This is a genomic window from Pseudomonas sp. R2-60-08W, from assembly GCF_003852335.1.
In the GTDB taxonomy this organism is placed as follows: domain Bacteria; phylum Pseudomonadota; class Gammaproteobacteria; order Pseudomonadales; family Pseudomonadaceae; genus Aquipseudomonas.
Genome location: NZ_CP027731.1, coordinates 2,209,464 through 2,227,117, shown reverse-complemented (window position 1 = coordinate 2,227,117; position 17,654 = coordinate 2,209,464). Strand labels below are relative to the sequence as shown.

Here is a 17,654-nt window from a genome sequence, read left to right as displayed (position 1 = left end):
CTCTGAAGTGATCAGGCGCGATGTCGTCCACATTGTGAGCTCACCATTCGGGCAGCTCTTCAGCCACCATGAATATTTGCTGCATATATTCCTGAACCATAAATTTCGCCGAAAAAACACGAGATTGAGCCTCTGTGACACTCTTATATAGCGCTGTATCTTGAAGACTATCCTCTTTTAGGCGCTGCAGGGTCAAGGCCAAAACTGCAGCCTGGGTTTCAGTGGTGCGATAAGGATGCGCTCCATCAGCCTCAAACGCGCGTAAGCACTCATAAACTGTTGCGCCGCTCAAACCATCGTCTGCTATAGCCAATAACCTCTGGTAGAACGCTTCGAAATTAGGATCATCCAAAGAGGTTTTGGATAGCGCACCAACTTCAAGCACACGCTGATCCAGATCAAGGATCGCTTCTTGAGCGGCGAGCACGGCTTGGCTACCAGCGGGGCGAATGGCACCAATGTTCATTCCATGATCCCTTTATTCAAACAAATCGACTCATCCAACCCGGTAAACCGCAAAATAGCAGACCGGACCTCGCCAGAAATCCGCCCGCACTGCTCCGTCAATAGGCCTAATTTCACCATCAATTCCGGGGCCAGTTCTTCGCCGATAGCCCGACCATTCAGCTCGGCAAATTGTTGGTCACAACGAAATCGGTAATATTCCCCGTCGACGAATTCGACATTCATTGTGCCACTCCAATGCAAGCGTAGACGAGCCACAAACTCCTCACCACACGCATCCAAGCGTTGAGGCAATACCACGGTCATAGCTTGGTCCGAGCTGGCGTCGGCTCTGCTCTCTTTCAGCCATCTGGCAAACATGGCCTCCAAACACTCAGGCCGGCCCAGCAAGTCCGCGACTAAATCAACAGCAGTACGATGCAAGATCACCTCTAGACGCTTCTGAAGAGCACTTGCTTGGCCCACTGCATGCACGACATCTTGCGCCAGGACGCAGACGCCCTTGTCATACCCTTGGCGAAAAGCATGCTGATGAATTGCATCCGCTTCGCACTGAGCCGCGTGGATACGGCTATTGGCTTGAGCAATCGCCTGGTCAAGAATGTCGACGGCCTGCGTTTGCTTCTGCAGATGCACTGAGGCGACCCAGACGCTATCCTCAATCAGAAGGTTATCGTGAATGGGAATAATTCTGATCATTTTGTAGAGCCAATTTAAAAATTAATAGATCAGCAGAAGGTATCGGCTGGGTTCCCTGCAGCTCGACTATTTTCTCAGGGAAGAGTAGCGGCAGCCGTGCTACCAGTGCCTCAGGCACCCACTCTCTCCACGCCAGCAATGCGGAAAGCCCACATGCCTGGACTTGGGCCACAGACACCAAAGACGTTTTTTCCTCTTCGCGGGCTTCACGAAGCTTATAGGCTGCGAAGGCCTGGGCTTGCTCAGGCAGGCATAACCAAGTCCCTCCTTGCGCCAGGTATTGACGCAATTGCTGCGCCCCCAGAGCCAGAGCAATATGAGGCAGGCGGTGCCAATATCTCACCCAATGCGCATACACAGAATCAACCTCCGGCGTAGCCGGCATCGCATTGGGTAGTGCGTCAAGAAAAATCCCATTAAGCGCGCTCCGTTGCCGCGCAGAACTAAGATTGATTGTCCTGCTCAGACGACTTGGATGTAGGTAGGCCAAAGGATCAAACATGATATGTCTCAACCGCGGGGCAAAATCCATCATAGGTCCGCCTTAGTTTGGCGCCGCTTTACTGACCAATACCAATAAGCACTCGATAGGCCGCCTAATAAGACCATCAGAATCAGACCGCCCAGCAGGTAATTCTTATTATGATTCGTGGGTGCCGCTGAAGGCGCAAAGTGCTGAATTTCGCTTTTAGGTGAAAGCACAACTGAAATATCGTCGTAACTGACATCCGAAAAACTGTTTTTCAAAAACCGCTTGATATCACCGATCAATAGTTGTGAGTCTACACCCCGCTCATGCACGATCAGGGCAGAAAGATGTATGGGCGAAGCCTTACGGCCTCCTTCCCCGGCATCTAGGTCATAACTGACGTGCACCCTGGCCCGGACAATCTTTTCCAGTGTGGCCAATGTTTGTTCCAGGCGTTGCTCCAAGGCTGAGAACAATCTGGCTTTCTCTGCTCGGGGCGAAGCAACCAGCGAATCCTGTGGGAACATTTGTGCAACCTCAAGCCGAGGCTTGGGTGGCAGGTCATGCAATTGTAACAAGTCAACTGCAGCGGTAAAATCCAACTGGCGGACGTGGACGCTATAACCATTCTTGCCCTGATCGACTTTGACCGCCTCAATATTGTTACGCTGCAGTACAGCGATAACAGCATTTATCTGGTGCTGATCTAATCCGTCCAGCAGATCCGCCTGACGACAGCCTACCAACCCCAAGAACACCAATCCGAGTAATAGCCACCGCAGCATCATGAGCGCATCAATGCCTCAACGGCCCCCACGGCCTTACGTGTAAGTGTACTGACCATGGAGATATCGAGATTATAATTCGCGGTTTGCTGTTGCAGTTCGAAGAGAACCTCTGGGTCGCTGAGCATTCCCGGACGCGACAAAATTGAGTTGATTGCGGATACATAGTGTTCTGCTTCCACGCTTTTTTCAGAAAAGGCCTGGATAAGCCGGCCCTCCAAAGATTCTGACGCATCACTGGCGGGGTTGTTTAAAAAGCTCACCTGTGCGCTAGGAGAAGCGATTAGTTCTAAGCCGGACATAAATACACTCTAAACTTAACCAGCCCCGGTACGGGGCCCCAAGATGTGAAAAAAGGAGATCAATTAAGCACTAACGGAAGTTTTGAATAATCGCAGCATCAATATCTTTGAATACCTTTACGGTGTTCGATTGTGCGTTACGAAACAAATTATACTCCGACAACCGAGCTTGATAATCAGCAAGTAGGGAGGGATCTGAAGCATCACCCTTTAGCTTATCCAATGAAGCATCCAATTCCTTTTTAAGATCCGTCACCGACTCATCGAAATCTTGTGAAACTTCGGTCAACCAGCCACTAGGCGCTGCCGGTTTAGGGCTATTAGTGTTTGCCATGTTTTATTACCTCAAATTTATTAAGTCGGTGCGGGAAAATACCAAGAAGACGGACTCATTTTTATATAACCTTGTGAACCTAGCTGATAGGACTTGCCTTTCAACCAATCGTCATCGAGTTCTAGCGCAAATGAAACATAACGTCCTCCCCATTGCTGATAAAACGACTCAACCAGCTCGCGTACGTTATTTAGTTCACCGTCATTCAACGCACCTCTAACCTTAAACGTGACGCCAGCCGGGTGATGCATTCGTTCAAATGGAACAGCCAAGCGCTGCAAACCATCTTTTGCCAGTGCCTCTAGCTCCAGGTCGCTGCGTCGCTCGATTTTTACTGACTGCACATAAGGCATGTCCTTTAACAAGAAAGTCCTAAGCGCCTCGCCAGCGGCCAGGTCTAAGTGAGCACGCTCCTTACTCAGAACCAGACGGGGAAATTCAGGATTATTCAGATCGAGTCGATGGAATGCTAAACCGGTGTAATGACGAAGCAACTCGCCTTCAACACGCTTTGCTTCCTCGCGTATCGACCTCACATCGATGCCAGTACTATTGTTTCGCATCATGACCTGTCGCCCCCAGCTCAGCTCGCGCTCGCTTGAAGCAAACATGTAAATCTTGTCATCGCGGCCTTTAATAATTCTGTAAGGGCTGCTGACCCCGCCAACGACAGACTTCACACTCACCACTGGCGTTGGCCGGCTTTCCCACCAGAAGCAGGCGATCAATACTACGCCACTTAGTAGCATCGCTATTACGCTCTTCACCGAGAGCCTATTAGAAATTGTCCGTGCAAACGTTTCGGGCGCAGGCTCGTCAAACAAACCGTCAACCCAGTCTGCATCCATCGGACGTAAAGCAATACGCAAACTACCTACACGGTGAATGACTTGATAAGTTAAAGATCGCTCTACTACTTCCTCACCGAATATACGCACCATGACGCCAGACTGTGCAGTTTCTTCAACAAGCACTTCAAAATTACTACTACTGCCCTCCAGCGGTATATAAAATGAGTGCTCAGGAAAGGAAACGGCTGATTCATCGTTGAAAAATTCTCTTTCCATACCGACGACGAACAGGTTTTGTTTATCACGCAACTCATACTCACAGCCGCACAGCGGCCCATCCAGAACACGTAGCACGCAACCGAAGTTCGTGGTGCCTTGCTCTTTTTCGCCTAACAACATATTGCCCTTCCACCGTTTTACATCGCGCGATATGGACATAGATTAATGCCAACTCGATATTAAATCTTGATGGATAGAAGTATTATCCATCAAGATTCAAATCACTGCGCATCATGTGATAACGCTCCTGGACACGCTTGGCATAACGCTGCCGTGACGTTGCCCTAGAAGCAGAACCTCCAGCGTTGTAAGCGCCGACAGCTTCCCAGCTATAGCCAAAGCGCCCAATAAACTCTTTCAGTATTGAGGCACCCACAGCGATGCTCAAGCAGGGGTCATTTAATAGTCGGCCTTCGTCGATACCCATCTCACTGAGCCACGGTAGATGGCGACTATTGATTTGCATTAAACCAATATCCCGCGAACCATCATGGTTATGATTCAGCGCATCTGTTCGCAGCGAAGACTCGACTTGTGCTATAGCAAAAAGAAGCTCTGGTTCAATATCGTAGGACGCTCCCACCTGTTCCCAGCAGAAAGCATCCGCCCAAGAAGGCCTTGTCAACAGTAGCAGGCCGACCAAGAGATATCGGGTCAAAGCAGCCTCCCCGCGAACCTGGCCGACTCTCGCAGGCGTCTTTGGCTGACAAGACAAACAGGACACTCTTCAAAAAACCTGGATCCACCGGACAATGGTGCGGCGCTCGAATGGACTGCAAGTTCAACTTTTTTATATATTCTCATGCTTAGGCAGCACTCCGACTCGCCCCAGAAGTGAACCGTTCAATAGGCTCTGGAGCGGAGGGATTCAATCGGCGCAGTGTCAAGGTGCCGCATTGGTTGACCAGCTCTAAACACATACGTCGACCGTTCTGCAATCCACCCAGCTCATCCAGCATTTGAGTGTCGCAGATAAGTGCGGTGACACTAGACGGCGCGTGAGCGGAATCTGAACGACCACTACTGGCACCATTCGGGGTTAACTTCACAGAGTGCGCAATCGCGATCGAGTGCGTGGTTTCAGGTATGGATATAACAGGCCGAACAAACCGATAGCCTTTGCCATAGATGGTTGCGATATAACTTTTGCTATCTGAAGAGCGCAGTATTTTGCGCAAGATATAAATACAACGGCTAAGAGACTCCTCCCCCACCGCCTGATGTGGCCAGATACTATCCAGCAACCTATCCTTGCTCAGCTCCCGCCCCTCAGAGGCAAGCAATAGTTCAAGGAGCCTGGATTCTTTAGGAGGCAAATGCACACACTCACTGCCTAACCAAAGACCTCTGTTTTTTCTCCAAACCCACTTTCCAAATGCCACATCTTCAGTAAAAGAAGGATTAACTATGTCAGTCACTTTTCTAACCTCGCCAGTATAATGCGCCGCCAAAACGACTACCCAAAATCGATGGAGCTATACTAGAGGCAAGAAAGGCGCCGGGTGGATAAGAAACGACCACAATAGCGCCGGAAACATCCAGCACGACACAAGAAATTTCTGACGCGCTAGTAGCGCACAGGCTCATAGAATGATTGATGCTTAAGTTGCATAATTGGATTTTTTATTTTTTTAGGACGCTTTACGGCATTACTTTACGTATTTTCGTTCAGCGCGAGCGCTGTTCTAACGTGCAAATACATATCCTCCACGCTATGACTAGTCGCTACCAGCGACACATTCAAATCAATATTAAATACCTCATTCAACTGCAAGCCTATATCAATCAAGTCTAACGAATCCGCCATAAGCTGCTCAATAATTAGTGTCTTGCTAGTTATCTTTTCTTGAGCAAGCCTGAAGTGATAGGCTAATAGTGCTCGTAGCATACTAAATTCTGGATCAATTTCATTCACCCCACGCCCTCCACCTCATATTACTGCGCTTGAACAAGCCGTGAAGTTGATCACTCAATGAACGCGAATAATGCTTGCAGTTTTTCCATTGTTTGCCTCACGTTTTCATAGTTACGTCGCATTTTAATATTGTTATTTTCAAATGACTTCAATCCACTTTTCAGATCCAATGCAAATTTATTCATGCGGCCGCTGTTCAGCATTTGACTTAACGTCTCAAAACTGGCACTGGAAAGACTTTGGGTATCGTCAAAATTACTCAAATCTCGCTTAAGCAGGTTAACAGCATGCCGTTGATTCTTCGTGTCAGCACTAGAAACCTGCAAAGAGTAACTCACAGCCTTGAGTATTGCAGCCAGGCTCTCGCGCGCATCGAGCATAATGCTGCCGCGTTTACTAAAGTCCCGATCAGTCCAAGGTACGTATGTTACATTTCCAAAACTCAATACACTCGCTGGCGAGTTTGGATTGAGTTTATGTCGGAGTTCAACATCATCATTTTTTTTATCGTGTTCAGGGCTGTTGAGAGTCTCCCGATCAAGGGTATCATTTCGATCTCCGTCAAACTTTTTAATCAGCGCACTAACTGAACTTTGACGATTCAACGGCGACTGTGACGGCGGCGGCGGCGGCGGTAGCGAATTCAGCTCTGCAACATTCGACTTATCGTTAACGTCCTGCGGCATGTCTAGCGCATCAGTTCCAGCAGGTATTGATTCATCAGGCACGCTCTGCTCTGAAGTTTTTTTATTTATGGCAGTTGGCTCATGGCTATTTGCCGCGCCTGCCAGAGCTCTCAATAAATCTGCGCTAATATTAATGTTCTGCACATTTGAGTTCGTGATTCCTGGTGTGCCTGGCGCATTTCGGCCTCTTCTTTCGGGCGCGGAGGTCGAGCGATCGGTCCCAGAGCCACCGTCGCCCACCAGCTCTTTCGGCGATTTCTCAATCAGTGGACGGCGAAGATCCACTTCGGTCATTACGAACTTTACCACCTCAGAAAGTGAAACGAAATCCAGCACACCGCCTGTTTTACCCTCTGTATTCGTTCTTCTCAGATCAGCCATCGTCTCAGCGGCCGACTGGCTCATGATTTTACCTTCAGGCAATACGGAACCAGTAGGAATGGAAACCTCCCTATTTTTCAAATATGCGGAGATAGCAGGCTTACCAAAATTTTTGTTAACATCAGCATAAAACCCGTAGGCTTCTTCATAACGTACCTGCTTCGCCACAGACTGTTTTAAAGCGTCAAAACTTTTAACCAGCGAGGCAGACTTTGAGTCAGACGCGATAAGCGAAATTCCTTCTTTTAGTTTACCTGCATTATCCTCCAAAAAGGTATTAAGCTCGCCAAACAACGTCACGGCGATCGATGGCATATTGGCAGCACTCACAATTACCACCCGCTGCAAATCATTAATTTCACGCAATTGCGAAGCGCTAAGTTCTTGGTAACAACTATTGGCTCTGGAGGAAAAATGTGCTTCCCTATAGTTCGATGCCAACTCATCCAAAGCACCCTTCAAACTATTGTGCTTTCCAAGTAATGAGTCCAATGATCCAGCACCCACTGCATTTCTTAAATAATGTTGACGCGCCGCAGTGTCAGCCCTTGATAAAAATTGTACTTGCTTGTCTGCATTACCTCCTTTAACCACCTTTCCATCCAAATGATTTCGGATAAGAGAATTAGCCCTGCGAAACGGTATGGCAATATTTGAAGGAGAAGTTGATCTCATATCAGCTGCCTACTTCAAATTATTCATAATCTGATTATTGGTCTGCTCAATTGCGCTAATGCTTGATGACAACGTTTGAATAAAGCTTCTCACCAAGCTTGCTGCAGAGTCCAGTTTGTTTGTGAACTGTTGAAGCGTGTTTTTTAGCTCTTCCTCTTGGCTACCAAAACCTGTTTGCCAAGCTGAATACTTCGCGTGATCCAAAAAGGCGTAGTCACTTCCTGCGGTATCATCTGGCAACGTGTCTATCATTTTTTGTATAGGGCTTAAATCCATCATTATGATGCAGCCCCCATCGTCATTCTCAACGATAACACCGGAGCCAAGTTCTTGGACCCATTTCTCCGCTTCTTCGCGGCTTACCACACTCACATGACCATCTTCCTGAGGCGGATACAAAACACCTGTAGGATGGCGCTTGTACTTAGCGAGTATGTCCTCCAATGCTGCCTCAATCTCACCAACCCAGACATAAACTGTTTTGTCATCAGCATCGATCCAACCAGACATTTCCGCAGTGATATTCTTATTAAAATCGGAATACAAGGCGGCATATTGCTCAACAACAAAAAAATAAGACGCTTGATATTCTTTATCTAACTGCTCAATGAGTTCTACAATTTTATCTTCTAAACTTTTCTCAACCTCCCCGCTCCGCCTCATATCTGGCGGTACCGTAGAATTTAACTGCAACGCTGTATTTATTGGCCTTAGACACCCCTCAAGCCTCACCAAATCAAAAGCACCAGAAAACAACGCCTTCTTTACGTCTAACAACGCGCTGGTTTTAGACACAAGCGCCTCCTCCAGCAATTCCCTTAGCTTTCGAGAACCATCGCCCTTATTGATATCGACCATTCTAAGTTTGAGCTGAAGTGCTTCGACGCTATTCGACCATAGCTGAACACTGCGCAGAAGGTCGTGTCGATTCTTCTCAGTCCGGTCTTTTTCCACACCCGTCGTTAATTTGGCGCTGACCGTATCCTCTCGCACTGAACCTGACTCACTTAACCCATACACACTCGAAGGGCGTATCGAAGCCCCCGTAACAACGGCTATACCAAACATACGTATCCTAATTTTGACCATACCGGCCGATAGCGAAATTAAATTTAGATTTTGCTAGCAATATGATTCAAAGCCGCCACATCTGCTTTACGATAACTGTCATAAAGTTCAAGTAATTTCTTGATCAGATCGCGGCTATAGCCTTCTTCCGTACCAGACGACTGCGACAGCGAGCTCATCACCGAACTGGCCGCTTCTTTAATCATCTGATCTGCCTGCAGGGCCATGGCTTCAATCTGTAGTGCGCTGTTCATAGTCATACCCAGCACTTGCCCACTACTCATCAGCGTTTGCGCTACCAGCTTTAGCTTTTCCGCTTTGAGCATGACTTGCTGGTGCATCTGCTCCAGTTCATTAACACGCGCCTGATCATCCAGCAGGTCGCGCTTCATGATTGCTCGCTCTTCCGTTGTCGTCTGGTGCCCGCTCGGCGCGAGTTGCATTTCTTCGGTGCCCGCTCCTTTGTGACGAGTTAATGATTTAAGATTATCTTGGGGATTAATTTGAAGTCCGCCGGAATCAATGGTCAGATTCTTATTTTGAATCTTCAGCCCCAGGTCATTCGCGGGCATTTTATTCTTTTTCAGTGTGACACTTTCTGTATGAATGGCTTTAGCAGAAGCGACAGCACCACCCACCGTCATCGAAAGCGACGTTGCACTGTTGGCAATGGCGGCATGAAACAGTTGTTTACCTTCTTGAACTTTGGCCGCTGCCTTTGACAGCATCTGTTCGAAAGACATGATCGCATAGGCTGATTTTTGTTTACCTTTTGCGGCCCTCGCCTCGAACTCGACAAACAATAACAGTTGATACAGCAGCGCTTGTCGCCCCGTCAGCGTCAGCGGGTCAAGGAACGCCTCAGTTTTTTCCGGTTTCTCAGTTGCGGCGCGAACGGCTTCTGCAAAATTGCTCTCGATGGATACCTCGGTTGCCTGGCTGATTTCCCCGACATTCCCGGTTTTAGGGCCGAGCTTGTCGGCCAGTCGTAAAGCCTCAGGCACCATCTCATACAATGCAATCCTGAGCTTTTGTTGCTCAGCCAGTGTGGGTAGCTCAGCGAGTCCGGCTTCCTTGATGAAGTTCAGTATTTTTTCTATTTGCGGATTTTCGACAGTTACCTGTGCACCAGAGACTACTGCATCGGAAGAAAGCGTCTCAGCGATCGCAAGACGGCTTTCGTTATGTCGGCTCGCATCAACCGCTTTGGTGTTTACAATGGGCCCTTGAGAGGCGGATCCAATATTAATAGACATAGACAAACCTCATTAAACCGAACGGTTAATTTTATTAACGACTGAGTGCGCCACTGCGAACTGATTTTCCAGATTATCGATCGCTTTCATAAACTGACGCTGCACGTCCTGGACAGCCTCGTGGATCATTTGGATCAATTTAGTCAGCATCTGTTGAAGTTTCTCAATATCCGCGCGACTCAACTCAACTTCAGACAAGGCTTCAGCAGCCTTCATTTCACTGTGCCCCTTGACGACATTCATTGATGCCGTAGAGGTCGCGCCTACGGTTTGAACGCCCGTGCTCATACCATCAAGTATTTTCGAATATCGCTGTATTGAAGCCGCATCACTCTTGAGCCCAAAAAACTCACGCGCCTGGGTGCCGACCTTACTTACAGCGTGGCCCATGCCACGCCCGGCCCCACGCGCGAATTGCTTGACTAGGTCCGGTACCAGCTTATCCATCAATTTGCCAAGGGCTTGCTCAATGCTCTTCTTGATGCTGCTCTGGGCTATCTTCGCCCCTACTTTGCCGGCAGCAGCGCCGCCCAGGACGACAGCGCCCACCATTGCTGCCGCAGCGAGAATGGCGCCGGTAATCATGCCGATCATCTCGGCTGCCGCCGAATCCACACCCACAGCTTTTAATAACTCGGTGATACCTTTGCCCAACGCTTGAACGATAGGGTTGAACACATGCTCCATGATTGGATTGAGTGCGGCCTCCATAAAGGAGAAGTCAAACAGTGCCTTGCTCACCATATCGCCGGCCATGAGTGCGAGCCCTACAGCTGCGACTGCCAGACTCGCGCCACCTGTGAATACCGCGCCCACGACACTAATTGCCGTAAGGATCCCACCCAAGACTTTCCCCAGGCACCCCATGGCCTTTTGCATTTCTTCGGCCTTGCGTACCTCTTCCAGGTACTCGTCGGACTTTTTCTCCAGATAGGCTTGGCGTGCCTTGCTCATTGATTTGTTAAGTTCAAACTGCGCCTGGTTGTCCGCCTCGATCGCCTCCGACATGATTTGCGCAACGCTCAACATCAACTTAAGCAAGAGCCCGGTATTATTTAAGGTTTTTTCAGCGTTGGCACTGTCTGGCCCTGTCAGGCTTTGCTTTCCTTTCAGTTGCTCTTTCAGTGCTTCAGCTTCAGCCTGCTTGGCATTTGCCTTCACCAAAGCATCGTTGTGCGCAGAGGTAGCCGCTTTAACTTGACCGCTTGCCTGGCTCAGTTGCTTGGCTGCGTTATCACGCTTGGCCTGCGCCGCTGCATACAGCGGATCATCCGGATCCATTGCATCCAATTCGGCTTGCGCATGATCCAGCGCACCCTGGGCCGTTTTCTGAGCGCCGAGTGCGCTGTTCAGGTTTTTTTCAGTTTGTTCGGCATCCGTTATTGCTTCGGACGCAGCGTCCACGGCGCCTTGAAACTCCTCGGAACGCTTGGTGCTACTTTCTGCGTGCGCGGCGGCGAACGATCGCAGGATTTCCAGATTGCGCTTAAGGGTAGCCGTGGTGACCCCCTCGACAAGCTCCATGACAGCCGCGAGCACGAGCATGAAATGCTCCTGGGAACTCATGCCTTCTTTTTTTTCATTTTGTACCGGCATACGCAGCATCGGTGCAGACGGATCAAATCGGCCTTGCTCCGTGGACTGGCCCAAGACCACAGTCGCCAATTGCTGCGCCGAGTCTTGCGCCCGCCGGACAAAGTCCGGACTGGCGAAACTTGCTTTCTCGGTGTCCACACGCTGCTCCTGATTCAGGTATGCACCCAAAACCCGCGTATCTCTCACCGCATTGATATTATTCATCATCGTCCTCGTTAGCGCTGGTAGCTGCAGCCTGGCGCATCGCGTCCAGATAGATCTGTGCCTTTGCGCACAACTCAGCGGTTCCTCGCTCAATGACCAGTTCAAAACATCGTCGAGCCTTGCCCACTCTTCTCAAGGAAAGTTGACATTGCCCTGCATGCAGCATCGAGCTGTAATCAGCTTTGCTTTGTGCAAACACTACCGTGTACATATCCAAGGCTTTTTCGAAGCGCTTCTGCATTTGGTATACAGCGGCGAGCCCCATCCAGTAATCGGTATTGTTAAAGTTATAAATGCACAGGAACCGGAAAAACTTTTCCGCGTCTTCCAATCGTCCCTGACAGTAAAAATCATAGGCATAGCCGTAGAGGCTCTCCATTTGCCCTTCTGAAATACCATGCAGGTCCTGCAGGGTTGCGCCCTCCAGAACGGCTTGCATTACATCCGCTGCTACTTCGTCATCATCTGACATCTGCGAACTCATTTACGTAACTCCTTTGCCGGTTCGCCGGACAGGTTCATTAAGCCAAGCTCTAGCTTTTGGTTCATTCACAAATCACTCATACGTAGGGCTCAGGCGTTTTCCACCTGCTCAAGCCACAGCAACAGCCGCAGCACTTGCTCGACCTCGTCCAGTTTGATCAGGCTGTAACGCGTGTGCGTTTTGAAGATACGCCGCGCCAACGCCACATCAGCCACCACTGGCACCCCCACTTTTTCAGCATAACCACGCACCGCCAAGGCTCGCTGATTGGTTTCCATCACGGAGATAAAAGGAATGGGCAGTACTTCTGGGTTCATATAAATACCCACCGCAATATGGGTAGGGTTAGCAATGACTACCTTGGAGTTGCGTATATCTGACTTGATCTGCTCGGACAGTAACTCTCGATGCAGTTCCCGGCGCCGACCTTTCGTTTCAGGGCTGCCTTCTTGCTCCTTATGCTCATTTTTTACCGACTGCTTATCCATTCGATGTTCCTTGATGAACAGGAAATATTCGATCAGCATATCCAACAGTACGATCAGCAGAATGCAGGCGAGCCATATCAGCATCAACGAGAGTAAGAGACTACCCCATACGGCAAATAGCCCACCGATAGGCGCATAGACGAGCGAAAAAATCCGATCACGTACAACCTGCCAAGTAACGCTTACCGCGACAACAAAGCTGATGAGGTATAACAGCGATTTAATCGCTTCCTTGACGGTACGCAGGCTGAATAGCTTTTTAAAACCATTTACTGGGTTGAGGGCCCCCAGGTTCAACTTCAGCGCTTCGGAGGCTAACTGGAACCCGCTGAGCAATAAACTCGGCAGGCCGGATGCAAGCAAGCAAACCAGTATGATAGGCGCCACAACTTTAAACGCGTGTAAAGCAAGCCCCATTATATAGACCGATGGGTCCAGGCTGAAACCGCTTTGAATATAGCGCCGGTAGAGCGCCATTAATTCCAGCAACGATACGCTGCCCACTAAAAAGGCAATGCCGCACAGCATCAAACAGGTAGTCACCAAGTCTTTGGACTTAAATGTCTGGCCGCGCTTTGCCGCGTCCCGTAGGCGTTTTGCTGTGGGCTTCTCGGTTTTTGAAGACGCAGACATTTAATCGACTCCCGCGTCTATCCAAGAAGCAAACCCAAGTGAATTATGAGCGAGTCGGAGAATTTCATCTGGCAAGTAAGCACCGAAATACAACAGAACCATCAATAGTGCGATACTGCCTTTAATCGTCAGCGACACTGAGAAAGCGTTCATCTGAGGTGCAAAACGCGACAACAAGCCGAGCACGACTTCACTGAGCAATAGTACGGTTACGACGGGTGCACTCAATAACAGGCTACGGGTGACCAAGCCGTCAAGCATTCCTAATACAGGCGGGAGGCCAGGCAGGCATGCCCCCAAAGGATCGCAGAGCTGATAACTTGCTTTCAACGTTTCAACCATCAGCAGCAAGCCGCCACCTTCAAGGTAAACCGCCGCTGCAAATAAATTGAAGAAGTTCGCCAGTTCTGAGGTATCCACACCATTAGCGGGGTCTACAGTACTGCTCAGCATGGCCCCGCGCTGGTTATCAATCAGACAACCGAGGGCATGCAATGCCCAGAACGGCCAGCAAAGCAAGCAGCCGAGGAGCACGCCGACGCCTGCCTCACGCAGCATCAACCCCATGTAGTGCAAGCTATCCATGGCCGGCAACTCAGCAGCGGAATACGGCCAAAGCGCAAATGCCACCAGCACAATTACAGCGTTACGAGCCACACCGGATAGCACACCGCTATTGAGGAATGGCAGCATGAAAAACACCGGGGCCAATCGTGCAAACCCAAGGGCCGCCCCGGCCAACCAGAGATGTAAATCGAAGAATAAGGGCAATACCATACATTAACCTGTATGGCGCAACGCCAAGCGGAACGCTTCACGAGAAAAGTTGAGCAACGTTTGCCCGTACCAGCCAGACAACATAAACATACATAAACTGACCGTCAGCAATTTGAAACCGAAGGGGAGCGTCTGTTCTTGCAACTGGGTCACTGTCTGGAACAAACCAACCAGCAACCCCACCACCGTCGCGGCAATCACGGGAGGGGCAGAAAGCATGAGGATCAAATAAAGCGTTTTGTTCCCGACAAATACCAAATCGTTCATTGGGCGTCTCCCTAAAAAGTCAATTCAAGATATTGACCAATTAGCCCTGTGGAAAGCAGGGTCCAGCCATCCAATGCAACGAATAGAATGAGCTTTATCGGGACCGATATAATTACCGGACTCATCATCATCATCCCCAATGCCAGCAAGATACTTGAAATTACAAGATCAACAATGACAAAGGGAAGATACAAATAAAATCCGATTTTAAAGGCACTTTTTATTTCGCTTAGCGCATAAGCTGGCAACAACGAAAATAAAGAGGCACGCGGCGCCTCGGCGTCGGCATAACCTTGCTCTCTCTCTACTCGATCCTCTCGCTCAAGCTGGGCGCGTTCAAAAAATTGCGTTAACTCAGGATCGGTGTGTTTTTCCAAATAGACACGGTATTCCTGCAGACCGGTATCGGTGAACTCGACGACTGCGTCGACGCTGTTGAAACTAACCGGGTGCTCCTGGTAATAGCTATAAGCTGAATGCACCACTGGCATCATTACGAAAAACGAGAGCAGCAACGCGACGCCGTTCAATGTCATATTTGAGGGTACTTGTTGCAACCCTAAGGCGTTACGCAGCATGACGAAAACGATCGAAAACTTTATATAGCAGGTTCCTGACGCAATCAGAAATGGCAACAGTGTCGCGAACGACAGCAGTGCAATCATTGAGATGTCATTCGACATGCTCGTTACCTTCAATAAACAACTCCATTAACTCAACGCCCAGGCTGCCATCGAGTTGAACTAATTCTCCTCGCGCCAAGCGAAGGCCATTGGCTCGCAGCTCAACACTCCGCTCAGCACCTGGCACGAGGGGCAGAATCCCTCCTTCGTTCAGTGCTTTCAGCTCGCTGAGGTCAAGTACGCTTTCTTGCAGCACAAACTCCAGGCGCACCGGTAAATGCCCCAGATCAACGACCGAATTAAGCCTGTTTTTTTCATGTGTCTTTTCGAGCGTGTGCACGTGTATTCCCTCTCCGGTTAGATCAAAGTGGCCAAGGCGACGGCCCGCCATGGTGAAGTATTGCGCCTTATCGGCCAGTAACAGTACGCCGCCCTTAGCCAATCGACGCAGGATGGGCATACTCACGTCGGTATAGCCAAGTACCACACTTATAGGAAAAGATAATTTCGTTAGTCTGCGCTCAAGCGAGTTATTCATCGGTGTGAATATCTCAGGCAAGGCCGATAACCAAAGTTGACCAAATGGGGTCTGTATACTGGGTAATTTTTTAACGCCGTAGTCCGCTCCTCTTTGTATCTCGCACGAAATAACACGTTTAATCGCCAACTCATTAAACGGCAAGTCCAGCGGTTGGGGCGATGCAGCAAATAATTCAACAATACGTTCGTTAGTTACCCCCTGCGGCGCATAGCCTGCGAGGCCAGGTACTGCCGCAGCCAGCCATTCACGGGGTTCCAACAGACCACGCCAGCGGCCTTGCAGCGCCTCGGCCTCGAAATGCAAATACTGCGTAGCAGAGCACAGTGAAGCGGCCTTCAACTCATTACCAGCAGAACCCCAAAGTGCAAGTAGACGCTCGTCGTTGCGCTCTTTCGGATCGTAACGACGCAAGGACAATTGTCTCATCCGCTTTGCTCCTCGGCCGACTCTTCTTCTTCGTAGCGATGCCCGTTTCCTCCGCCCTGGCCTTGATCCTGAGTCAATCGCCAGGAGGGCTCACGCGCCGCCGGAAAGTGGTGTAATAGCTCACGATGAAGCCCTGGATCATTGCTACTGATCTGTAGCCGCATGCCGGAATCATGCTCCTGTCGTTGCACCACCACTTGGCCAAACGCTTTTGGAGAGTTGAACTCATAAACGAGTTTGCTCCCCCCTTCGATCGGTGCAGCTTCCGTTTGTATGCGCTGCTCCCCTGGGAGCTGCGTACGCGGCTGAGGCCCGACGATTTCGGAGGGAGTACTTCCAATACTCAAGTAAGCGCCTGACCGCGCAGCAGGGATCGACTGGACAAGCTCAGGTTGTGATGGGGTGTCATTAGTCGCGGTTTGCGCTGTGGCTAAGCTCCAGACGTCGAGGCCTTGGTGAATAACCACCTGGTCACCCGATGCCCGTTCCACCGGGCCATTCATTACTGGTATCGCTGCCGAAACTCGCTCATGTACTGGCTTTTCCACGGCGATCCTTTTCACCTTAGAGGCGGCAGCGCCCGCCTCTACAAAACCTTCAAGCGCTGGCCGATGAAACTTCAAGCGCGGCGCTGGGCTCTCCACCTGTTGGAACGAATCTACTGCGAACTTTGAGTGGTGAACATCTGATTCCAGTGCTTGCGTATTTGCCGGTGCTTTTATCGAGCTCAATGGACTCTTTTGTACATCGACACTCACCTGTACTTTTTGCGCCTTATCCAGCATATTTTGGTCGCCGCCCGCGAAGACAACAGGGACATGCGCCAACAGCGCTCTCAATGTTTCCGGCAGTTGATCAACTTGGTCTTTTATCAAGTCATCCTCCCTAACTGCGAACTCTAGAGCTTGGTCGAGCTGATCCGCAATAGCGTCATCCTCAACAGACAGTGGGACCACTTTAATGCTGAGGGACGGGGGGATATTTACTTCGCCCATGGGGTTAGCTCCTCCTGTTCTAGTTCATCACGGCACAATGCGGCGAGCCTACGCGCACGCTTAAGTTGCACCAGCCGATGTTGGTATTTCTGCTGCTTTTTCACACACACTAGGTACGCTTCACGGGCGTTGGCCAGTTCCGGTTCTACTATCTGCTTATCGGCCAGCAACCGAGAACGCTCTAAGGCGAGCACATGCATCTGGCGACGAATAACTGCTTGGCGGCGCTGGACCTCGAACAGCTCTCCCCTGTCCAGCCGTTTTGAGCTCGGATCATGAGAAGCTAATAACGCCTTCAAACTACATACACGCTCATCCATTTCATCTACTTGCCTTGAAAGACGCGTTATGCGCTCACTAATCCGAGCCATGTTGGCCTCGTGGCGCCGTTGGCGCTGCGCCACACCTCGCAGCAAGCGGGTCATACCATGAATATGGCTCACAGCTGCTCCTGTATCCGCCTTTCTCGGCAGCTAATACTGGGGGGTCAAGCCGCTTTAAGTCTTGATTGGATA

General features: G+C 49.9%; 22 protein-coding genes. All 22 read right to left on the bottom strand.

Translation table 11 applies throughout. From position 1 onward, the window contains the following. Nucleotides 1-40: 40 nt before the first annotated feature. Complete coding sequence (locus tag C4J90_RS10320; protein WP_124403765.1) at nt 41-466, bottom strand: hypothetical protein; 426 nt, start codon at nt 464-466, stop codon at nt 41-43. Continuing rightward, complete coding sequence (locus tag C4J90_RS10315; protein ID WP_124403764.1) at nt 463-1,164, bottom strand: hypothetical protein; 702 nt, start codon at nt 1,162-1,164, stop codon at nt 463-465. Before C4J90_RS10315 ends, C4J90_RS10320 begins: the two co-directional genes overlap by 4 nt. Then, entirely contained in the window at nt 1,136-1,699 is a 564-nt protein-coding gene (locus C4J90_RS10310) for a secretion system protein (RefSeq protein ID WP_124403763.1), read from the bottom strand. Before C4J90_RS10310 ends, C4J90_RS10315 begins: the two co-directional genes overlap by 29 nt. Then, entirely contained in the window at nt 1,696-2,418 is a 723-nt protein-coding gene (locus C4J90_RS10305) for an EscJ/YscJ/HrcJ family type III secretion inner membrane ring protein (RefSeq protein ID WP_124405789.1), read from the bottom strand. Before C4J90_RS10305 ends, C4J90_RS10310 begins: the two co-directional genes overlap by 4 nt. Continuing rightward, the gene (gene sctI, locus C4J90_RS10300; protein ID WP_124403762.1) at nt 2,418-2,720 is read right to left on the bottom strand and encodes a type III secretion system inner rod subunit SctI; all 303 of its coding nucleotides are present in this window, start codon (nt 2,718-2,720) and stop codon (nt 2,418-2,420) included. The genes C4J90_RS10305 and sctI overlap by 1 nt, the downstream gene beginning before the upstream one ends. A 70-nt stretch (nt 2,721-2,790) precedes the next feature. Then, nucleotides 2,791-3,054: a type III secretion system needle complex protein gene (locus C4J90_RS10295; protein ID WP_124406855.1), complete on the bottom strand. Its 264-nt coding sequence runs from the start codon at nt 3,052-3,054 to the stop codon at nt 2,791-2,793. Between the two features lie 20 nt (nt 3,055-3,074). Further along, on the bottom strand, nt 3,075-4,244 hold the full coding sequence (locus C4J90_RS10290; RefSeq protein ID WP_164487529.1) for a PrgH/EprH family type III secretion apparatus protein: 1,170 nt from the start codon (nt 4,242-4,244) through the stop codon (nt 3,075-3,077). Between the two features lie 82 nt (nt 4,245-4,326). Further along, complete coding sequence (locus C4J90_RS10285) at nt 4,327-4,782, bottom strand: transglycosylase SLT domain-containing protein (protein WP_124362271.1); 456 nt, start codon at nt 4,780-4,782, stop codon at nt 4,327-4,329. A gap of 148 nt (nt 4,783-4,930) precedes the next feature. Then, nucleotides 4,931-5,542, bottom strand: coding sequence for a winged helix-turn-helix domain-containing protein (locus C4J90_RS10280; RefSeq protein ID WP_256657474.1), 612 nt, complete (start codon nt 5,540-5,542; stop codon nt 4,931-4,933). Nucleotides 5,543-5,778: 236 nt separating this feature from the next. Beyond that, on the bottom strand, nt 5,779-6,039 hold the full coding sequence (locus tag C4J90_RS10275; protein ID WP_124406854.1) for a phosphopantetheine-binding protein: 261 nt from the start codon (nt 6,037-6,039) through the stop codon (nt 5,779-5,781). 50 nt (nt 6,040-6,089) lie between these two features. Continuing rightward, nucleotides 6,090-7,781 carry a hypothetical protein gene (locus tag C4J90_RS10270; RefSeq protein ID WP_124403759.1) on the bottom strand — a complete coding sequence of 564 codons (1,692 nt, stop codon included), beginning with the start codon at nt 7,779-7,781 and terminating at the stop codon, nt 6,090-6,092. A gap of 9 nt (nt 7,782-7,790) precedes the next feature. Next, nucleotides 7,791-8,849, bottom strand: a complete 1,059-nt coding sequence (locus C4J90_RS10265) for an IpaD/SipD/SspD family type III secretion system needle tip protein (RefSeq protein WP_164487594.1) — start codon at nt 8,847-8,849, stop codon at nt 7,791-7,793. Nucleotides 8,850-8,893: 44 nt separating this feature from the next. Then, the gene (locus C4J90_RS10260; RefSeq protein WP_124403757.1) at nt 8,894-10,105 is read right to left on the bottom strand and encodes an IpaC/SipC family type III secretion system effector; all 1,212 of its coding nucleotides are present in this window, start codon (nt 10,103-10,105) and stop codon (nt 8,894-8,896) included. A 12-nt stretch (nt 10,106-10,117) separates the two neighbouring features. Continuing rightward, on the bottom strand, nt 10,118-11,905 hold the full coding sequence (sctE, locus tag C4J90_RS10255) for a type III secretion system translocon subunit SctE (RefSeq protein WP_164488013.1): 1,788 nt from the start codon (nt 11,903-11,905) through the stop codon (nt 10,118-10,120). After that, nucleotides 11,898-12,389, bottom strand: a complete 492-nt coding sequence (gene sicA / locus C4J90_RS10250) for a type III secretion system translocator chaperone SicA (protein ID WP_124403755.1) — start codon at nt 12,387-12,389, stop codon at nt 11,898-11,900. The genes sctE and sicA overlap by 8 nt, the downstream gene beginning before the upstream one ends. An 89-nt stretch (nt 12,390-12,478) precedes the next feature. Further along, complete coding sequence (locus C4J90_RS10245) at nt 12,479-13,510, bottom strand: EscU/YscU/HrcU family type III secretion system export apparatus switch protein (protein WP_124403754.1); 1,032 nt, start codon at nt 13,508-13,510, stop codon at nt 12,479-12,481. After that, nucleotides 13,511-14,287, bottom strand: a complete 777-nt coding sequence (gene sctT / locus C4J90_RS10240) for a type III secretion system export apparatus subunit SctT (RefSeq protein WP_124403753.1) — start codon at nt 14,285-14,287, stop codon at nt 13,511-13,513. A 3-nt stretch (nt 14,288-14,290) separates the two neighbouring features. Continuing rightward, complete coding sequence (locus C4J90_RS10235) at nt 14,291-14,554, bottom strand: EscS/YscS/HrcS family type III secretion system export apparatus protein (protein ID WP_124362262.1); 264 nt, start codon at nt 14,552-14,554, stop codon at nt 14,291-14,293. Between the two features lie 11 nt (nt 14,555-14,565). Then, nucleotides 14,566-15,237 (bottom strand): EscR/YscR/HrcR family type III secretion system export apparatus protein, encoded by a 672-nt coding sequence (locus C4J90_RS10230; RefSeq protein WP_124403752.1) that lies wholly within the window; start codon nt 15,235-15,237, stop codon nt 14,566-14,568. Continuing rightward, nucleotides 15,227-16,144 carry a FliM/FliN family flagellar motor switch protein gene (locus C4J90_RS10225; RefSeq protein ID WP_124403751.1) on the bottom strand — a complete coding sequence of 306 codons (918 nt, stop codon included), beginning with the start codon at nt 16,142-16,144 and terminating at the stop codon, nt 15,227-15,229. The genes C4J90_RS10230 and C4J90_RS10225 overlap by 11 nt, the downstream gene beginning before the upstream one ends. Continuing rightward, a complete protein-coding gene (locus C4J90_RS10220) occupies nt 16,141-17,139 on the bottom strand; it encodes a hypothetical protein (protein WP_124406852.1) in 999 nt (332 codons plus the stop codon). The genes C4J90_RS10225 and C4J90_RS10220 overlap by 4 nt, the downstream gene beginning before the upstream one ends. Then, nucleotides 17,127-17,582 (bottom strand): hypothetical protein, encoded by a 456-nt coding sequence (locus C4J90_RS10215; protein WP_124362258.1) that lies wholly within the window; start codon nt 17,580-17,582, stop codon nt 17,127-17,129. Before C4J90_RS10215 ends, C4J90_RS10220 begins: the two co-directional genes overlap by 13 nt. Nucleotides 17,583-17,654 lie beyond the last annotated feature (72 nt).

Bases quoted from the DNA above. Each gene is read 5' to 3' on its own strand.
- C4J90_RS10320 (WP_124403765.1), bottom strand. From the start codon at position 466: ATGAACATTGGTGCCATTCGCCCCGCTGGTAGCCAAGCCGTGCTCGCC.
- C4J90_RS10315 (WP_124403764.1), bottom strand. From the start codon at position 1,164: ATGATCAGAATTATTCCCATTCACGATAACCTTCTGATTGAGGATAGC.
- C4J90_RS10310 (WP_124403763.1), bottom strand. From the start codon at position 1,699: ATGATGGATTTTGCCCCGCGGTTGAGACATATCATGTTTGATCCTTTG.
- C4J90_RS10305 (WP_124405789.1), bottom strand. From the start codon at position 2,418: ATGCTGCGGTGGCTATTACTCGGATTGGTGTTCTTGGGGTTGGTAGGC.
- sctI (WP_124403762.1), bottom strand. From the start codon at position 2,720: ATGTCCGGCTTAGAACTAATCGCTTCTCCTAGCGCACAGGTGAGCTTT.
- C4J90_RS10295 (WP_124406855.1), bottom strand. From the start codon at position 3,054: ATGGCAAACACTAATAGCCCTAAACCGGCAGCGCCTAGTGGCTGGTTG.
- C4J90_RS10290 (WP_164487529.1), bottom strand. From the start codon at position 4,244: ATGTTGTTAGGCGAAAAAGAGCAAGGCACCACGAACTTCGGTTGCGTG.
- C4J90_RS10270 (WP_124403759.1), bottom strand. From the start codon at position 7,781: ATGAGATCAACTTCTCCTTCAAATATTGCCATACCGTTTCGCAGGGCT.
- C4J90_RS10265 (WP_164487594.1), bottom strand. From the start codon at position 8,849: ATGTTTGGTATAGCCGTTGTTACGGGGGCTTCGATACGCCCTTCGAGT.
- C4J90_RS10260 (WP_124403757.1), bottom strand. From the start codon at position 10,105: ATGTCTATTAATATTGGATCCGCCTCTCAAGGGCCCATTGTAAACACC.
- sctE (WP_164488013.1), bottom strand. From the start codon at position 11,905: ATGAATAATATCAATGCGGTGAGAGATACGCGGGTTTTGGGTGCATAC.
- sicA (WP_124403755.1), bottom strand. From the start codon at position 12,389: ATGAGTTCGCAGATGTCAGATGATGACGAAGTAGCAGCGGATGTAATG.
- C4J90_RS10245 (WP_124403754.1), bottom strand. From the start codon at position 13,510: ATGTCTGCGTCTTCAAAAACCGAGAAGCCCACAGCAAAACGCCTACGG.
- sctT (WP_124403753.1), bottom strand. From the start codon at position 14,287: ATGGTATTGCCCTTATTCTTCGATTTACATCTCTGGTTGGCCGGGGCG.
- C4J90_RS10235 (WP_124362262.1), bottom strand. From the start codon at position 14,554: ATGAACGATTTGGTATTTGTCGGGAACAAAACGCTTTATTTGATCCTC.
- C4J90_RS10230 (WP_124403752.1), bottom strand. From the start codon at position 15,237: ATGTCGAATGACATCTCAATGATTGCACTGCTGTCGTTCGCGACACTG.
- C4J90_RS10225 (WP_124403751.1), bottom strand. From the start codon at position 16,144: ATGAGACAATTGTCCTTGCGTCGTTACGATCCGAAAGAGCGCAACGAC.
- C4J90_RS10220 (WP_124406852.1), bottom strand. From the start codon at position 17,139: ATGGGCGAAGTAAATATCCCCCCGTCCCTCAGCATTAAAGTGGTCCCA.